The sequence below is a fragment of the Tabrizicola thermarum genome (assembly GCF_003574395.1).
Taxonomy (GTDB): Bacteria; Pseudomonadota; Alphaproteobacteria; order Rhodobacterales; family Rhodobacteraceae; genus Tabrizicola; species Tabrizicola thermarum.
The window spans coordinates 21,695-36,592 of record NZ_QMJY01000079.1 but is presented as its reverse complement, the minus strand read 5'-3'; the positions used below and the strand labels follow the sequence as shown (position 1 = coordinate 36,592).

Here is a 14,898-nt window from a genome sequence, read left to right as displayed (position 1 = left end):
GGCAAGGGTTTCATTGAAGGACTTTGTGGCCGAGACACTTAAAGCCATCTCGGAGGGCGTCGCAGAGGCACAGGATCACTCTAGGAAGTCTGCGGGAATTCCTATCGGTCTCCATAGCGTTGGTGATGAACGTGTGAAGGCGGGTGAACAGCTAGTGAAGTTCACAGTCTCCATTCAGGCTGAGAAAACGGCTGAAAGGACCACTACCGGCTCAATCGGGGCAACATTGATTTCGGTTGTGAGTGGAAAGGTAGATGCATCTGCCGCTTCGGCATCCAATGAAGCCAGTGTCCATTCTGTTGAGTTCTCGGTGCCGATGTATTTCGACTCGCGCTGGAAAAATGAGGGAAAGTGATATGCTCACGCTTGAATGCCCCTGCTGCGGCGTCATGGCCGACGAAACCGAGCTTTCCCCCGGCTACGAGGCGCATCTGAAGCGTTTCGGCCCCGGCTCCAGCCCCGAGGAATTCGAGGCCTACATGTTCGCCCGCAAGAACCCCAAGGGCGTCCACTTCGAACGCTGGCGGCATACCTACGGCTGCGGCAAGTGGTTCCTTGCCGCCCGCTGCACCGCCACGCTGGAGGTGTTCGGAACCTACCCCGCGCAGGTCTCCGAGCCCCCCGCCGACATCATCGCGAAGATCCAGGCCCGCCGCCCCGGCTGGCAGCCTGACGGAAAGGCCCCGAAATGAGCACGCGTCTTGCCAGGGGCGGCCGGTTGATCGACCGGACCGCGCCCGTCGAATTCACCTTCAACGGCAAGCGGTTCCGGGGTTATCAGGGCGATACGCTGGCCGCCGGCTTGCTGGCCAATGACCAGGTGCTGGTCGGCCGCAGCTTCAAGTATCACCGCCCGCGCGGCATCGTCGCCTCGGGACCGGAGGAGCCGAACGCTCTGGTGAACCTCGGCTCCGGCGCGCGGCTGGAACCGAACCAGCGCACCACGACGACGGAACTATTCGACGGTCTGGAATGCACCTCGCAGAACCACTGGCCGAGCCTCGAGTTCGACGTGGGCGTGGTGAACAACTACGCCGCCCGGTTCATGCCCGCGGGCTTCTACTACAAGACCTTCATCCATCCGCGCCCGGCGTGGAAGCACCTGTTCGAGCCCTTCATCCGCCGCGCTGCCGGTCTGGGGAAGGCTCCGACCACGGGCGACGCCGACCGCTATGAGCAGGCCTATGCCTTCTGCGACGTGCTGGTGATCGGGGCCGGGGTTGCGGGTCTGAAGGCCGCGCAGGCCGCTGCCGACAAGGGCCACCGCGTGATCCTTCTGGAACAGCAGCCGACCCTCGGCGGCCGCGCCCCGGTGGATCAGGCGCAGGTGGACGGCCAGCCCGTCGAGGCCTGGCTGTCGGCGATGGAATCCGACCTCGCGGCCCGCGACAACGTGACCATCCGCACCCGCACCTGCGGCTTCGGCGTCTATGACCACGGCTATGTCCTGGCCGACGAACGCGTCGCCGATCACACGCCCGGCGACGGGCGGCCGAAACACCGGCTCTGGCGCATCCGGGCGGGGCGCATCGTCTCGGCCACCGGGGCGATCGAACGCCCGCTGTCCTTTGCCGGAAACGACATCCCGGGCGTCATGCTTGCCTCGGCGGTGCGCGACTATGTGGTGAACTACGCGGTTTCCCCCGGCGACCGCACCGTGATCGTCACCAACAACGACAGCGCCTACCAGACGGCGCTGACGCTGAAGGCAGCGGGCCTCGACGTGCCCGCCATCCTCGACGCCCGCGAGGCCGCTGACGGGGCGCTGCCGCAGGCCGCCCGCGCCGCCGGCATCCGCGTCCTGACCGGCAAAGCCATCGCCAGGGTCAAGGGCACGAGGCGCGTCACCGGCGTCGCCATCTGCGCCCAGGCCGGGGAAGGGGCCGTGCAAGAGGAAATCGCCTGCGAGGCCGTCGCCATGTCCGGTGGCTGGTCCCCCGTCGTCCATCTGTGGAGCCATTGCGGCGGCAAACTTCTCTGGGACGAGACCCTCTCCGCCTTCATCCCCGACCCCGCCCGGCCGCCGCTGAACCACGACGGCAGCGCGATGGTGGAATGCGTGGGCGCGGCTGCCGGAGACCTCGACCTCACCGGCCAACCCGTCGCCATCCCGCCCGTCTGGGTCATGCCGCAGGGCGCGCCGATCCAGTTGCGGTCGAAGATGTGGCTCGACTACCAGAACGACGTGAAGGTCAGCGACGTCGAACTGGCCTCCCGCGAGGGCTATGTCTCGGTCGAACATACCAAGCGCTACACCACGCTCGGCATGGCCACCGATCAGGGAAAGCTCAGCAACATCAACGGTCTAGCCGTGCTTGCTGAGACTTTGGGTCAAGAGATCCCGCAGGTCGGCACCACCACCTTCCGCCCGCCCTACACGCCCGTCACCATCGGCGCGCTGGCCGGCGAGGCGCGGGGCGAGATCTTCCAGCCCCTGCGCAAGACGCCCATGCACGCGGCGCATGAAAAGGCCGGCGCCTATTTCGAACCCGTCGGCCTCTGGCGCCGCCCCTATTGCTTCCCGCGTCCGGGCGAGACGCATGAACAGGCCGTCCACCGCGAGGTGCTGAACACACGACAGAACCTCGGGCTGCTGGACGCCTCGACCCTGGGCAAGATCATCGTCAAGGGCCCGGATGCGGGCCGCTTCCTCGACATGCTCTACACCGGCGTCATGTCCACGCTGCCCGTGGGCAAGTGCCGCTATGGGCTGATGTGCAACGAGCAGGGCTTCCTGATCGACGATGGCGTCGTCGCACGGATCGACGAGGAGACCTGGCTTTGCCACACCACCAGCGGAGGGGCCGACCGCATCCACGCCTGGATGGAGGACTGGCTGCAATGCGAATGGTGGGACTGGCAGGTCTATACCGCCAACGTCACCGAGCAGTATGCGCAGGTCGCCGTGGTGGGGCCGAACGCGAGGAAACTGCTGCAAGTCCTGGGCGGGATGGAGGTTTCCAAAGAGGCGCTGCCCTTCATGCAATGGGCCGACGGCACGTTGGCGGGCTTCCCGGTCCGGGTCTACCGGATCAGCTTCTCGGGCGAACTCAGCTATGAAATCGCCGTCCCCGCCAGCCACGGCGCGGCCTTCTGGGCGGCCTGCAATGAGGCCGGGAAGGCCCTGGGCGCGATGCCCTACGGCACCGAGGCGCTGCACATCATGCGGGCCGAGAAGGGCTTCATCATGATCGGGGACGAGACCGACGGCACCGTGATCCCGCAGGACCTGGGCCTCGATTGGGCGATCTCGAAGAAGAAGGCTGACTATCTGGGCAAGCGCGGGCAGGAACGCACCTTCCTTGCCAGCCCCGACCGCTGGAAACTGGTGGGGTTCGAGACGCTGGACGGCTCGGTCATCCCCGATGGCGCCTACATCATCGCCGAAGGGGTCAACGCCAACGGCCAGCGCAACACGCAAGGCCGCGTGACCTCGACCTACTATTCGCCCACCCTGAAACGCGGCATCGCGATGGGGCTTCTGAAGCACGGCCCCGCCCGCATGGGTGAGGTGGTGGAGTTCAACACCGCCGCCGGCGGCACGGTGAAGGCCCGCGTCCGCGATACGGTCTTCTACGACAAGGATGGGGAGAAGCAGAATGTCTGAACCGGTCAGCGCCCTGAACGGCGCCAGCTTCCAGGGCTTTGCCACCATCCGCGAGATCGGCCCCCTGGGCATGATAACCTTGCGCGCCAAGGGGCTGAAATCGCTGGACAAGGCGATCAAGGCCGTGACCGGCACCAAGGTCCCGGCCCAGCGGCGCATCGAGATCAAGGGCGAACACGCCTGCGGCTGGATGAGCCCGGACGAATACCTGCTGCTCCTGCCTTACGCCGAGGTCGGTGCGGCGCTTACGAAGATCGCCAAGGCGCTGGCCGGAGAGCACCATCTTGCCGTCGATGTCTCGGACGCGCGTGCGGTGTTCCGCATCGAGGGCGACAGGGCCGATCAGGTGCTGCGCAAGCTGATGCCGGTCGATTTCGACCGGCTGGAACCGGGCGAGCTGCGCCGCAGCCGCGCGGCCCAGGTCGCTGCGGCGATCTGGAAGCAGGATCAAGGCTTTACGCTGGTCTGCTTCCGTTCGGTCGCGGCCTATGTCATGGGCCTTCTGACCCATTCGGCGCAACCGGGCAGCGAGCTTTAGCGGCCACACCCTTCCGCGCCCGGTCCGGCATCGGAACCGGGCTGCCGCCGGGGCGTTATCTCCGGCGCTTGCCCTTGACCTTCCCGTGTCGAACCCTCTTATTCGTGGCAAGCAACCAACAGGAGCTTCCCATGGCCTTTACCCTTCCCGATCTGCCCTATGCCCATGACGCGCTCGCGCCCCTCGGCATGTCGAAGGAGACGCTGGAATATCACCACGACCTCCACCACAAGGCCTATGTCGACAACGGCAACAAGCTGATCGCCGGCACCGAGTGGGAGAACAAGTCGCTCGAGGATATCATCCGCGGCACCTATCAGGCCGGCGCGGTGGCCCAGAACGGCATCTTCAACAACGCCTCGCAGCACTGGAACCACAACATGTTCTGGACCTGGATGGCCCCGGGCGAGAACAAGAAGATGCCCGGTGCGCTGGAAAAGGCGCTGACCGAAAGCTTCGGCTCCGTGCAGAAGTTCAAGGACGACTTCGCCGCCGCTGGAGTGGGACAGTTCGGCTCGGGCTGGGCCTGGCTGGTCAAGGACAAGGACGGCAGCCTGAAGGTCACCAAGACCGAAAACGGCGTGAACCCCCTGTGCTTCGGGCAGACCGCGCTTCTGGGTTGCGATGTGTGGGAGCACAGCTATTACATCGACTTCCGCAACAAGCGTCCGGCCTACCTGACGAACTTCCTGGAAAAGCTGGTGAACTGGGAAGCCGTCGCCGCCGGCCTCTGATCCGGCCAGGATCCCGGAAATCATCTTTCGAAGGCCCGCAACGCAAGCTGCGGGCCTTTTGCTATCGAAGCGCCTCGGCCAGCGCGGCCTCCAGCGCGGCCACATCCGGCACCACCCGGAAATGCCGCCTCAGCGAGGCATCGGCAAAGCCTTCCGCGATCACATGGTCGATCAACCCCACCAGCGGCTGCCAGTAGCCCGCGACATCCAGCAGCAGGATCGGCTTGCCGTGCAGCCCGATCTGCGCCCAGGTCAGCACCTCGAAGAACTCGTCCAGCGACCCCGCGCCCCCCGGCAGCACCACCACGGCGTCCGAGTTCATGAACATCACCTTCTTGCGCTCGTGCATGTCCTCGGTGACGACCATGGCGCTGCGGTCCCGTTCCACCCGTTCCCGGCCCAGAAGATGCACCGGGATCACCCCCAGTTTCGCCCCCGTGCAAGCCTTCGCAACCTCGCCCATCAGCCCCACGTCGCCCGCGCCGAACACCAGCCGCCAGCCGTTGCGCGCCAGCATTTCGCCGGTCGCGCGGGCCGCGCTGGCATGGTCGGGATTCCGGCCCGGACGCGAGCCGCAAAAGACGCAGACGGAACGTGGGGACATGACAGGGTCCTGAAAAGGGTTGCTTTGCCCCGTCATATAGAGATTCCTGATCACAAGAAATGCAAGGCGGCGGGAAGCGCCGGGGGAGACGGGGATGTCGACATTCGGGGCCTTGGACCGTGGGACAAGGGTTGCCATCCTGCTTCTGGGCGGGGCGGCACTGGCCGGGATCGGCTACCTCGGCTGGCAGATGACCCGGCCCGCGCCCCAGGCCGAGACAGCGGCCGAAGCCCCGGCAGAGGCGCAGGCGCCGACTGCCGCCTCGCCTGCACCTTCGACCGTCGCTGCAACCGATACCACCGCCGCTGATCCGGTTGGCGCCGCCGCCGCGCCGGAAACGGCCGCCCCCGCACCTGCCGATCCCGTGCCGACACCCGCGCCAAGGATCGACACCTGGCGGGTTGCCGCCGATGGCGAGGCGGTCGTCTCGGGCAGCGCCGCCCCCGGCGCGACGGTGGATGTCGTCGTCGACGAGGTGACCGTCGCCAGCGGCAAGGCCACCGCCTCGGGCGAGTTCGCCATCCTCTTCTCGCTTGCGGCGAACCCCAGACCCAGCCTGATGTGGCTGTCGATGACGCTGCCCGGCCAGCCTGCCGTGGCCTCGGCCGAACTGGTCGCACTGGGGCCGATCGCGGGGCCAGAACCGGATCAGGCCCCCACCGCCACGGCCCCCGCCGGCACCGAGGTCGCCGCAGAGGACCCTGCCGCACCTCCGGCTCTCCTGTTGTCGCAGGAGGGTGCGGTGGTCCTTCAGGATCCGGCCGCTGCCGAGCCGGTTGCGGAAGGCCCCGGCGGGCCGGCCGTTTCGGTGATGATCGACACGATTTCCTACACGCCGGACGGTGCGGTGCAGATCGGAGGCCGCGGGACGGGCGGGGCCGCGCTCCGGCTTTACCTTGACAATGTCGAGCAGCGGAGCCTGCGGGTTTCCCAGGCCGGAACCTGGCTGACGACGCTCCCGGATACTCCGCCCGGCATCTACACCCTGCGCGTCGACCAGCTGGATGCCTCGGGCAAGGTCACCTCACGCTTCGAGACGCCCTTCAAGCGTGAAACGCTGGAGGCGCTGGCCGCAGTTGCCCAGGCAGAAACACCTGCGCCCGCCGCGCAGGATGCCGCCGCCGCGCCGACCGAAGCCCCGGCGCAACCGGCTCCGGCGGAACCTGCCGCCGCTGCAGACCTGGCGTCGGCAGGGCCTGCCGCCGTGGCGCCCGGCGCCGAGGACGCGGCACAGCCCGAAGTCGCCGCCGCCGACCTCGCCTCAGCCGCCCCCGCCCCCGCTGCACCCGAGGCACCCGCTGCGCCGCAGCCGGATTCCGTCGCCGCGGCCCCCGCGCCTGTCACCGTCACTGTCCAGCCGGGCTTCACCCTCTGGGGCATCGCGCAGGAACGCTATGGCAAGGGGGTGCTGTATATCCAGGTGTTCGAGGCCAACCGCGACAAGATCAAGAACCCCGACCTGATCTATCCGGGTCAGGTCTTTTCGGTGCCCGATCCGGCGCCTTCGCCCTGACCGCCGTCGCGCCGGTTCGAACAGGCGGCCAGCACGTCGGGATGGTCGCAGCAGCAATGGTTCAGCACATAGGCGATGGTCACGCCGATGCCGCGCGCATCCACGCTGTAAAAGACATTCCGCGCCACCTTGCGCGACCGTATCAGCCCCGCCTGCTCCAGCGCAGACAGGTGAAACGACAGCCGCGGGGCCGCGATCCCCAGCGCCTCGGCGATCTGCCCTGCGGCCATGCCCTCTTCGCCTCGCGAGGTCAGCAGCCGGATCAGGTCCAGCCGCGTCTCGTGCGCAAGGGCCGACAGAGCGGCGAGGGCTTTACTTCGGTCCATGGTTCAACTATTCACGAAGCGTTGAAATGACATTACCCCAAGCACGACCGCCGCGCAACGCCGTTGGCGGGCCAGGACAAGAGATGCGCCGCACCACCTCGACCGCGACTTCCGCCGATGCCGGCACCGCCCGCTTTCCGGCTACCACCACGATCCGTCGGGTCATGCCCTACCTCTGGCCCCGGGGTCAGGCCTGGGTGAAGCGCCGCGTCGTCATCGCACTTCTGTTCCTCCTCGCGGCCAAGCTCGTCTCGGTATCAACGCCCTACGTCTACAAGCTGGCCGTCGACAGCCTGTCGAACGAGTCTGGCAGCGACCCTCGCGCGCTGATGGGGCTTGGCGCCGTGGGTCTTGTCGTCGCCTACGGCCTTGCGCGGCTTGGGGCCGTGGTTTTCGGCGAACTTCGTGACGCCGTCTTCGTCCGCGTCGGCCAGCGCGCGATCCGCCGCCTGGCGATCGAGACCTTCACCCACATCCACCAGCTTTCCCTGCGCTACCACATCACCCGCAAGACCGGCGGCCTCAGCCGCATCATCGAACGCGGGGTGAAGGGCGTCGATTTCCTTCTGCGCTTCATGCTTCTGTCCATCGGGCCGCTGATCCTGGAACTGACCATGGTCTCGGTCATCTTCGCGCTGGTGTTCGGCTGGAAATATGCCGCCGTCGTCGTCGTCACCATCGCGCTTTACGTCTGGTTCACCTTCACCGTCACCGAATGGCGCGTGAAGCTGCGGCGCGAGATGAACGACCAGGACACCGACGCCAACCAGAAGGCGATCGACAGCCTGCTGAACTACGAAACCGTCAAGTATTTCAACGCCGAGAGCCGCGAGGCCGACCGCTACGACAATGCGATGCGCCAGTATGAGACGGCGGCCGTCAAGACCGGCCTGTCGCTGTCGTTCCTGAACATCGGCCAGGCCACGCTCATCACCACCGGCCTTGTCATCGTCATGGCGATGAGCGCGCTGGGCGTCCGTGCAGGCACCCTGACCGTGGGCGATTTCGTGATGGTCAACGCCTACATGATCCAGATCACCATGCCGCTGAACTTCCTCGGCACCGTCTACCGCGAGATCCGGCAGGCACTGGTCGACATGGGCGAGATGTTTGCGCTTCTGGGCCAACCGGCCGAAATCGTGGACGCACCGGACGCCAAACCTCTGCGCGTCACGGCGGGCGAGATCGTCTTCGATGACGTGCATTTCGCCTATGAACCGACGCGCGAAATCCTGAAGGGCGTCTCCTTCACGCTGAAGCCGGGCCAGAAACTGGCCCTCGTCGGCCATTCCGGCAGCGGCAAGTCCACCATCGCGCGGCTTCTGTTCCGCTTCTACGATGTGACCTCGGGGTCCATCCGCATCGACGGGCAGGACATCCGCGACGTGACGCAATCCTCGCTCCACGCCCAGATCGGCGTCGTGCCGCAGGACACCGTGCTGTTCAACGACACGATCCGCTACAACATCGCCTACGGCAAGGCAGACGCGACCGAGGACGAGATCATCGCCGCCGCAAAGGCTGCCCGCATCCACGACTTCGTCATGCGGCTGCCCGAAGGCTATGAAACCAAGGTCGGCGAACGGGGCCTGAAGCTCTCGGGCGGCGAAAAGCAGCGCGTCGGCATCGCGCGGACGCTGCTGAAGAACCCGCCGATCCTGATTCTGGACGAGGCGACCTCGGCGCTGGACACCCAGACCGAACGCTCGATCCAGGAAAGCCTGGCCGAGATGGGGCAGGGCCGCAGCGTCATCACCATCGCGCACCGGCTGTCCACCATTGCCGATGCCGACCAGATTCTGGTGATGGACGAAGGTCGCGTGGTCGAACGCGGCACGCATGAGGTCCTTCTGGACCTGGGCGGGGTCTATGCCGCGATGTGGCAGCGCCAGATCATGGAAGAGGAAGAGTTCGCCCCCGCGGCCGAGGAAGCCACCCCGCTTCGCGCTGTCGCCGCGACCTGACGCCATCCATGACGGACGCGTGAAGCCCGTCGGATGACAGGCTTTTTCCTTTGACCATCCGGTCAGGCTTCCGCATTCTTCGCCCGGTCTTGTGGAGTGGGCGATGCTCATTCGGCGTCTTGGTCTGGTTCTGATCCTCTGGCTTTGCGGCGTCGCGTCCGCGCTGGCCGAAAAGCGCGTCGCCCTCCTCATCGCGGCGGATGACTACAAGTCCATCCGCCCGCTGGCGAACCCTGTGAACGATGCCCGCGCGCTGGAAACCGTTCTTGAAAACCTTGACTTCCAGGTCTTTGTCGAGACGAACCGAGACCTGAAACGCACTCGCCGCGCGCTGGAGGATTTCAGGGAAGACGCCGCCGGGGCCGATGTGGCGCTGTTGTTCTTCGCCGGCCACGGGGTGGCCATCGACGGGGTGAACTACCTTCTGCCCACCGACGCCGATGCTTCCTCGGCTGCGAAACTGGCCGAAACCTCGCTGCCTCTGGCCGAGGCGCAAGAGGCGATCCGGTCGGTCGCCCCCGTTGCCATCATCCTTCTCGACGCCTGCCGCGACGACCCGTTCAACGGCGGCGGGACCGAGGGCAGGGGGGCCGCCGCCCTCGACGACGACCCGCCCACCGCGCCTGAACCCGTGCCCGGCCTTGGCCGCATGGGCCGCGCCGACGGGGTGCTTTTCGCCTTCGCCGCCGCACCGGGGGAAACCGCTTCGGACGGCGACGAGGCGAACTCTCCCTTCACCGCAGCGCTCGTCCGCCACTTCGCCACCGCAGGGGTGGAACTGCGCACCGCTCTCACCCTTGTCCAGCAGGACGTCTACGACCGCAGCCGCGGCAAGCAGCTTCCTTACATCGAATCCGGCCTGCCCGAGCTTGTGTTCATCTCCGGCCAGGGGGCGCTGCCGGAACGCGACCAGCTTCTGATCGCCATGGCCGACCTAACCCCCGAGATCCGCGCCGAAGTCGAATCGCTGGCAACCCGGAGGAACCTTCCCCTTGCGCCGCTCTATGCCGCTCTCCTCTCTGCCGATCTGGACCGCCAGACGCCCGAGGAACGCGGCGCGATGCTGCTGGAGGCCGCGCAGTCCTACGAGAACTTCCAGACCGAATTGCAGCGCTTCCAATCCGACGATCCCCGCGTTGCCGCCCTGCGCGCCAGGGCCGAAGAGGCGCTGACCCTCGGCGCCTTCGACGCCGCCCGCGCCGCCCTGACCGAAGCGGCCGAAATCGACGCCACCGCCCGCGGCACGATCAGGGAAACCTACCTTGCGCGCACCCTGTCCGAGGCCGCGACGCATGTCCTGAACGCCAATGCCGCCCGCACCGACCTGCGCTACGACTTCGCGATCTCGGACCTGAACAAGGCGGCGGCGCTTTATGCCGAAGTGGCGGCCGATCTCGACCGCGAGGCGCAGTTCAACTATGTCGCCACGCTGGCCACCCTGGGCGAGCTGCACCTCGTCGCCGGCAACACCGAGGCCGCCTGGGCCGCCTACAACACCCGCGCCACCTTTGCCCAGGCCCGGGTCGAGGCCGATCCGACCGATGTCGATTGGGTGCGAGAGCTGGTCTGGTCGCTGAACGACCTCGGCAGCGTCCTGCAACAGCAGGGCTATCTGAAAGAGGCCGAGACCGCCTATTCCGGCGCGCTCGATTTCTCGCAATGGCAGGCCGACCAGCGCCCGGACGATCTGGACCTGATGCGCGACCGGCAAGTGGCCGTGAACCGCGTCGGCTCGATCCGCCTGGCGCGCAACGACCCTGCCGGGTCGCTGGCAGCCCATGGCGAGGCGCTGGCCATCGCCGAGGCACTTCTGGCCCGCGATCCCGAAAGCGTCACCTACCGGATGGACATTTCCTTTACCCAGGAACGCATCGGCGACGCCCGGCTTGCGCTGGGCGACAAGGCGGGCGCCAGGGCAGCATTCGAGGCAGCCCTTGCCATAGGCGAGGCGCTGGTGGCCGAATTTCCTGCCGACGTGGTGATCCGCCGCAACCTGTCGGTCAGCTACGAACGCATCGGCGACATGCAGGTGGACGCGGCCGACTACCCCGCGGCGCTGGACACCTTCGGCAAGGCTCTGGCGATCCGCGAGGAGCTGGCAGCCCTCGACCCCGACAACAAGCCGCGCCAGCGCGACCTTGCGATCACCTTCGACCGGATCGGCGATGTCCACCGGCTGTCGGGCGACATGGACTCGGCGCTATTGGCCTATCAGGCGGCGCTGACCATCCGCGAGAAACTGGCCGCCCTCGACCCCACCAACATGGTCTGGCAGCAGGACCACCTCGTCAGCCTCGACCGGATGGGCGACATCCATTTCGAAGCGAACGATTTCGTTGCGGCCCTTGCCGCGCAGGAAAAGGCGCGCGGCGTGGCGGAAGCCATCGTTGCGATGACCCCCGACAACCTGTCGCGTCAGGCCGACCTTGGCCTGGCCCTGAAGAAGATCGGCGAGATCAAGCGGGCGATGGGCGACCCCCTCGGCGCGCGCGAGGCGTTGCAGGCCGCGCTCGACCTGCGCCAGGCCATCGTCGCCACGGATGCCACCGTGCCGCGCTTTGTCCGGGACCTCGCCTATTCGCTGCTGGCGATGGCCGAGCTTGACCTCTCCGAAGCCGACCCTGCCGCCGCCGAACCGCTGGTGGCCGATGCCGTCATGCGCCAGACCCAGCTGGCCGGCGCGGCCCCGAAGGACGCCCTCACGCTGCGCGACCTGTCGATCGCGCAGAACCTGCATGCCTCGACCCTGATGCAGCTTGGCCGCAACAGCGAGGCGGTGACGGTCGCTCAGGCCTCGCTCGCCACCGCCGACCGGCTGTTGCAGCTTGATCCGACCATCCCCGAACATATCCACGACCGGCTTGTCACGCTGAACCGGCTGGGGGATGCTCAGGCTGCACTGGGCGACAACCGCGCGGCCGCCGGGACGTTCAAGGCCATGGTCGCCGAGGGCAACAGGCTCTTGGACGTCGATCCCTACAGCCAGCCCTGGGCCAATGACCTTGGTCTGGCGCTGGAACGGCTGGGCAATGCGCTGACCGCCACGGGCGACGTGGCGGGCGCGCTGAAAAGCCACCAGGACGCGCTGGCGCTGCGCGACTGGCTTTCGCAGCAGGACCCGTCGAACCCGGTCTGGTATCGCAACCTCGCGCTGTCCCATGCCAGCGTGGCCGCCGCCCTTGCAGACCGCAACGACCCGAGCGCCGCCCTGCCGCATCAGGACGAATCCCTGCGCATCATGCGCGACCTTGCCGCCGCCTATCCCGACGACCCGTGGTACCGCATCGACCTCGTCCGTGCGCTGGACCAGCGCGCCGTCCTTCTGAAGGATCCCACCGCCGAAAACCGCGAGGCGCTGGCGATCCTTGAAGACATGCAGGCCGCCGGCACCCTGCCGCAAGGCTATGAGGACTGGATTCCCGCCTTCCGCAAGGCGCTGGCTCTGCCGACGAAGTGACCGGCGCGGCGGGGCAGGGCTTGGCAACGCGCGGGCTTTGCCTGTAAGACGGGGAAAACGAAAAGTGAGGCCACCGCGTTGAGCAATCCCGACAGCTTCATCGAGGAAGTCACCGAAGAGGTGCGCCGGGATCGGCTGTTCCGTCTGTTCCGCAAATACGGCTGGATCGGCGTTCTGGTGATCCTCGGGCTCGTCGGTGGCACCGCCTGGACCGAATACGCCAAGTCCCGCGCCGAGGCCCGGGCCGAGGCCTTTGGCGATGCGCTGATCGACGCGCTGGACCACGGCACCCCCGACGAACGGCGCGAGGCGCTGGCCGCCGTGCCCGCCGACGGCGAACAGGCCGCCATCCTGAACCTGATCCTGGCCTCCGATCCGGCCGCGAATGTGCAAGAGACCCTCGCCGCGCTGGACAGGGTTGCCGCCGACAGCGCTCTGTCGCCAGCCTATCGTGACCTCGCCGTGCTGCGCCGGGTTCTCGTTGCGGGCTCCGGCCAGTCCGTCGCCGACCGCCGCGCCGCGCTGGAGGGGATCGCGGTTGCCGGCCGACCCTATCGGGTTCTCGCCCAGGAACAGCTGGCCTACCTTCTGATCGAGGAAGGCAAGCCGGACGAAGCCGTCGCCGCCCTGAGCGCGCTCATGCAGGATCAGGAAGCCTCGAACGCACTCCGGGCGCGGGTTGGCCAGATGATTACCGCACTCGGCGGGACCCTGCCCGACCCGGCAGAGGGTTGAAACGCAAGATGGGCCAAGCGAAAGGTTCTTTCAGGTGGCAGGCATGAAGGTCAGACAGATGAGAGGCAAGCTGGTGACCGGTGTCGGGCTCCTGGCTCTCTTGGCCGCTTGCGGCAACAAGGAAGTCATCCTTTCGGGCGAACGCTTCCCGGTGCGGGCCGACCTTGAGGCCTCGATCCCGGTCGAGGGGCAACCGGCCCCCACCGCTCCCGCCCCGGCGGAAAACCAAAGCGTGGCGATCTCGCTCGGGCCGCAGACCGGCGGCGACTGGACCCACCGCGCCGGCAATGCCCGTCACCTGATGCCACATGCCGCGCTGTCCTCGACCCCGCGCCTCGTCTGGTCGGCCAAGGTCGGCGCAGGCTCCAGCCGCAAGAACCGCATCGCCGCCGCCCCCGTGGTCGCCGATGGCCGCATCTTCACCATCGACGCCGGGACGGGCGTGACCGCGACCTCGACGGCGGGTGCCACGCTCTGGACCACCGACCTTGCCGCCAGCTTCGACCGTGGCGGTGGCGAGTCGGCGGGCGGCCTCGCGACGGCGGGCAATCGCGTTTTCGCCACGACGGGCTACGGCGAACTCGTGGCACTCGACGCCGGCACCGGTGCGGTCCTCTGGCGCCAGCGCGTCGATTCACCGATCTCGGGCGCTCCGGCGACGGATGGCAGCGCGGTCTATGTCTCGGCCCGCGACGGCTCGGCCTGGGCGGTCGATGCCGCCGACGGCAAGGTGATCTGGCAGGTCGTCGGCACCCCGGGCAAGGCGGCCTATGTCGGCACCGCCGCCCCCACGATCGGCGACCGCGCGGTGATCTTCCCGTCCTCGGGCGGCGATCTGATGGCCGTCCTGAAGATCGGCGGCGGCACGAAGATCTGGCAGTCGTCGCTCGCCGGGAAACGTCTGGGCCGGGCCTATGCGCTGACCCCCGACGTCACCGGAGATGCCGTGATCGCGGGCAAGACCCTCTACGCGGGCTCCGGCTCGGGCCGCACGGTCGCCATGTCGGCCTCCTCGGGCGAACGCATCTGGTCGGCGGGCGAAGGCGCCCTCGGCCCCGTCGCTGTCGCGGGCGGCTCGATCTTCCTTGTCAACGACGAAGCCCGGTTCGTGCGCCTTGACGCCGCGACGGGCGAGCCGATCTGGTCGGTCGAGATGCCCTATTTCACCAACGACAAGATCAAGCGCCGCAAGGGCATCTACGCCCATTACGGACCCGTGATGGCGGGGGGGCGGATCATCGTCGTCTCCTCGGACGGTCTGCTGCGGGCCTTCGACCCGACCGACGGCACGCTGACCTACACCGCCGAAATCCCCGGCGGGGCGGCCGCGCAACCCGCCGTGGCGGGGGGCACGCTCTACGTCGTGGGCACCAACGGGCAACTTCACGCTTTCCGCTAGCGGAGAAGCCGTGTATGGCAG

General features: G+C 67.4%; 12 protein-coding genes. 10 read left to right on the top strand and 2 right to left on the bottom strand.

Going from position 1 to position 14,898, the window contains the following annotated elements; all coding sequences use genetic code 11:
* The first annotated feature begins 25 nt into the window (after positions 1–25).
* The 5 genes from D5084_RS13015 (at position 26) to D5084_RS12995 (ending at position 4,879) form a co-directional block, all read left to right on the top strand.
* The gene (locus D5084_RS13015) at positions 26–355 is read left to right on the top strand and encodes a hypothetical protein (protein WP_128515926.1); all 330 of its coding nucleotides are present in this window, start codon (positions 26–28) and stop codon (positions 353–355) included.
* A gap of 1 nt (position 356) precedes the next feature.
* Positions 357–692, top strand: coding sequence for a sarcosine oxidase subunit delta (locus tag D5084_RS13010; RefSeq protein WP_128515925.1), 336 nt, complete (start codon positions 357–359; stop codon positions 690–692).
* Positions 689–3,607 carry a sarcosine oxidase subunit alpha family protein gene (locus D5084_RS13005; protein ID WP_128515924.1) on the top strand — a complete coding sequence of 973 codons (2,919 nt, stop codon included), beginning with the start codon at positions 689–691 and terminating at the stop codon, positions 3,605–3,607. The genes D5084_RS13010 and D5084_RS13005 overlap by 4 nt, the downstream gene beginning before the upstream one ends.
* On the top strand, positions 3,600–4,145 hold the full coding sequence (locus D5084_RS13000; RefSeq protein ID WP_128515923.1) for a sarcosine oxidase subunit gamma: 546 nt from the start codon (positions 3,600–3,602) through the stop codon (positions 4,143–4,145). Before D5084_RS13005 ends, D5084_RS13000 begins: the two co-directional genes overlap by 8 nt.
* Before the next feature lie 131 nt (positions 4,146–4,276).
* Entirely contained in the window at positions 4,277–4,879 is a 603-nt protein-coding gene (locus D5084_RS12995; protein WP_128515922.1) for a superoxide dismutase, read from the top strand.
* A 61-nt stretch (positions 4,880–4,940) separates the two neighbouring features.
* Here D5084_RS12995 and D5084_RS12990 read toward each other — a convergent pair whose 3' ends face one another.
* Positions 4,941–5,483, bottom strand: coding sequence for an LOG family protein (locus D5084_RS12990; protein ID WP_128515921.1), 543 nt, complete (start codon positions 5,481–5,483; stop codon positions 4,941–4,943).
* 94 nt (positions 5,484–5,577) lie between these two features.
* Between D5084_RS12990 and D5084_RS12985 the strand changes: the two genes are divergently transcribed.
* Complete coding sequence (locus tag D5084_RS12985) at positions 5,578–6,996, top strand: LysM peptidoglycan-binding domain-containing protein (RefSeq protein ID WP_238382645.1); 1,419 nt, start codon at positions 5,578–5,580, stop codon at positions 6,994–6,996.
* On the opposite strand, the gene D5084_RS12980 is transcribed toward D5084_RS12985, so the two are convergent.
* The gene (locus D5084_RS12980) at positions 6,957–7,322 is read right to left on the bottom strand and encodes an ArsR/SmtB family transcription factor (RefSeq protein WP_128515920.1); all 366 of its coding nucleotides are present in this window, start codon (positions 7,320–7,322) and stop codon (positions 6,957–6,959) included. The genes D5084_RS12985 and D5084_RS12980 overlap by 40 nt on opposite strands.
* 83 nt (positions 7,323–7,405) lie before the next feature.
* On the opposite strand from D5084_RS12980, the gene D5084_RS12975 reads away from it, so the two are divergent.
* The 4 genes from D5084_RS12975 (at position 7,406) to D5084_RS12960 (ending at position 14,877) form a co-directional block, all read left to right on the top strand.
* Positions 7,406–9,286 carry an ABCB family ABC transporter ATP-binding protein/permease gene (locus tag D5084_RS12975; protein ID WP_128515919.1) on the top strand — a complete coding sequence of 627 codons (1,881 nt, stop codon included), beginning with the start codon at positions 7,406–7,408 and terminating at the stop codon, positions 9,284–9,286.
* Between the two features lie 103 nt (positions 9,287–9,389).
* Entirely contained in the window at positions 9,390–12,743 is a 3,354-nt protein-coding gene (locus D5084_RS12970; protein WP_128515918.1) for a caspase family protein, read from the top strand.
* Between the two features lie 78 nt (positions 12,744–12,821).
* Positions 12,822–13,478 (top strand): hypothetical protein, encoded by a 657-nt coding sequence (locus D5084_RS12965; protein WP_128515917.1) that lies wholly within the window; start codon positions 12,822–12,824, stop codon positions 13,476–13,478.
* A gap of 58 nt (positions 13,479–13,536) precedes the next feature.
* On the top strand, positions 13,537–14,877 hold the full coding sequence (locus D5084_RS12960) for an outer membrane protein assembly factor BamB family protein (RefSeq protein ID WP_128515916.1): 1,341 nt from the start codon (positions 13,537–13,539) through the stop codon (positions 14,875–14,877).
* Positions 14,878–14,898 lie beyond the last annotated feature (21 nt).

What these genes read in the sequence shown, in the direction of transcription:
- D5084_RS12985 (WP_238382645.1), top strand. Translation starts at nt 5,578, where the DNA reads ATGTCGACATTCGGGGCCTTGGACCGTGGGACAAGGGTTGCCATCCTG.
- D5084_RS12980 (WP_128515920.1), bottom strand. Translation starts at nt 7,322, where the DNA reads ATGGACCGAAGTAAAGCCCTCGCCGCTCTGTCGGCCCTTGCGCACGAG.
- D5084_RS12960 (WP_128515916.1), top strand. Translation starts at nt 13,537, where the DNA reads ATGAGAGGCAAGCTGGTGACCGGTGTCGGGCTCCTGGCTCTCTTGGCC.
- D5084_RS13010 (WP_128515925.1), top strand. Translation starts at nt 357, where the DNA reads ATGCTCACGCTTGAATGCCCCTGCTGCGGCGTCATGGCCGACGAAACC.
- D5084_RS12975 (WP_128515919.1), top strand. Translation starts at nt 7,406, where the DNA reads ATGCGCCGCACCACCTCGACCGCGACTTCCGCCGATGCCGGCACCGCC.
- D5084_RS12995 (WP_128515922.1), top strand. Translation starts at nt 4,277, where the DNA reads ATGGCCTTTACCCTTCCCGATCTGCCCTATGCCCATGACGCGCTCGCG.
- D5084_RS13005 (WP_128515924.1), top strand. Translation starts at nt 689, where the DNA reads ATGAGCACGCGTCTTGCCAGGGGCGGCCGGTTGATCGACCGGACCGCG.
- D5084_RS12970 (WP_128515918.1), top strand. Translation starts at nt 9,390, where the DNA reads ATGCTCATTCGGCGTCTTGGTCTGGTTCTGATCCTCTGGCTTTGCGGC.
- D5084_RS12990 (WP_128515921.1), bottom strand. Translation starts at nt 5,483, where the DNA reads ATGTCCCCACGTTCCGTCTGCGTCTTTTGCGGCTCGCGTCCGGGCCGG.
- D5084_RS13000 (WP_128515923.1), top strand. Translation starts at nt 3,600, where the DNA reads ATGTCTGAACCGGTCAGCGCCCTGAACGGCGCCAGCTTCCAGGGCTTT.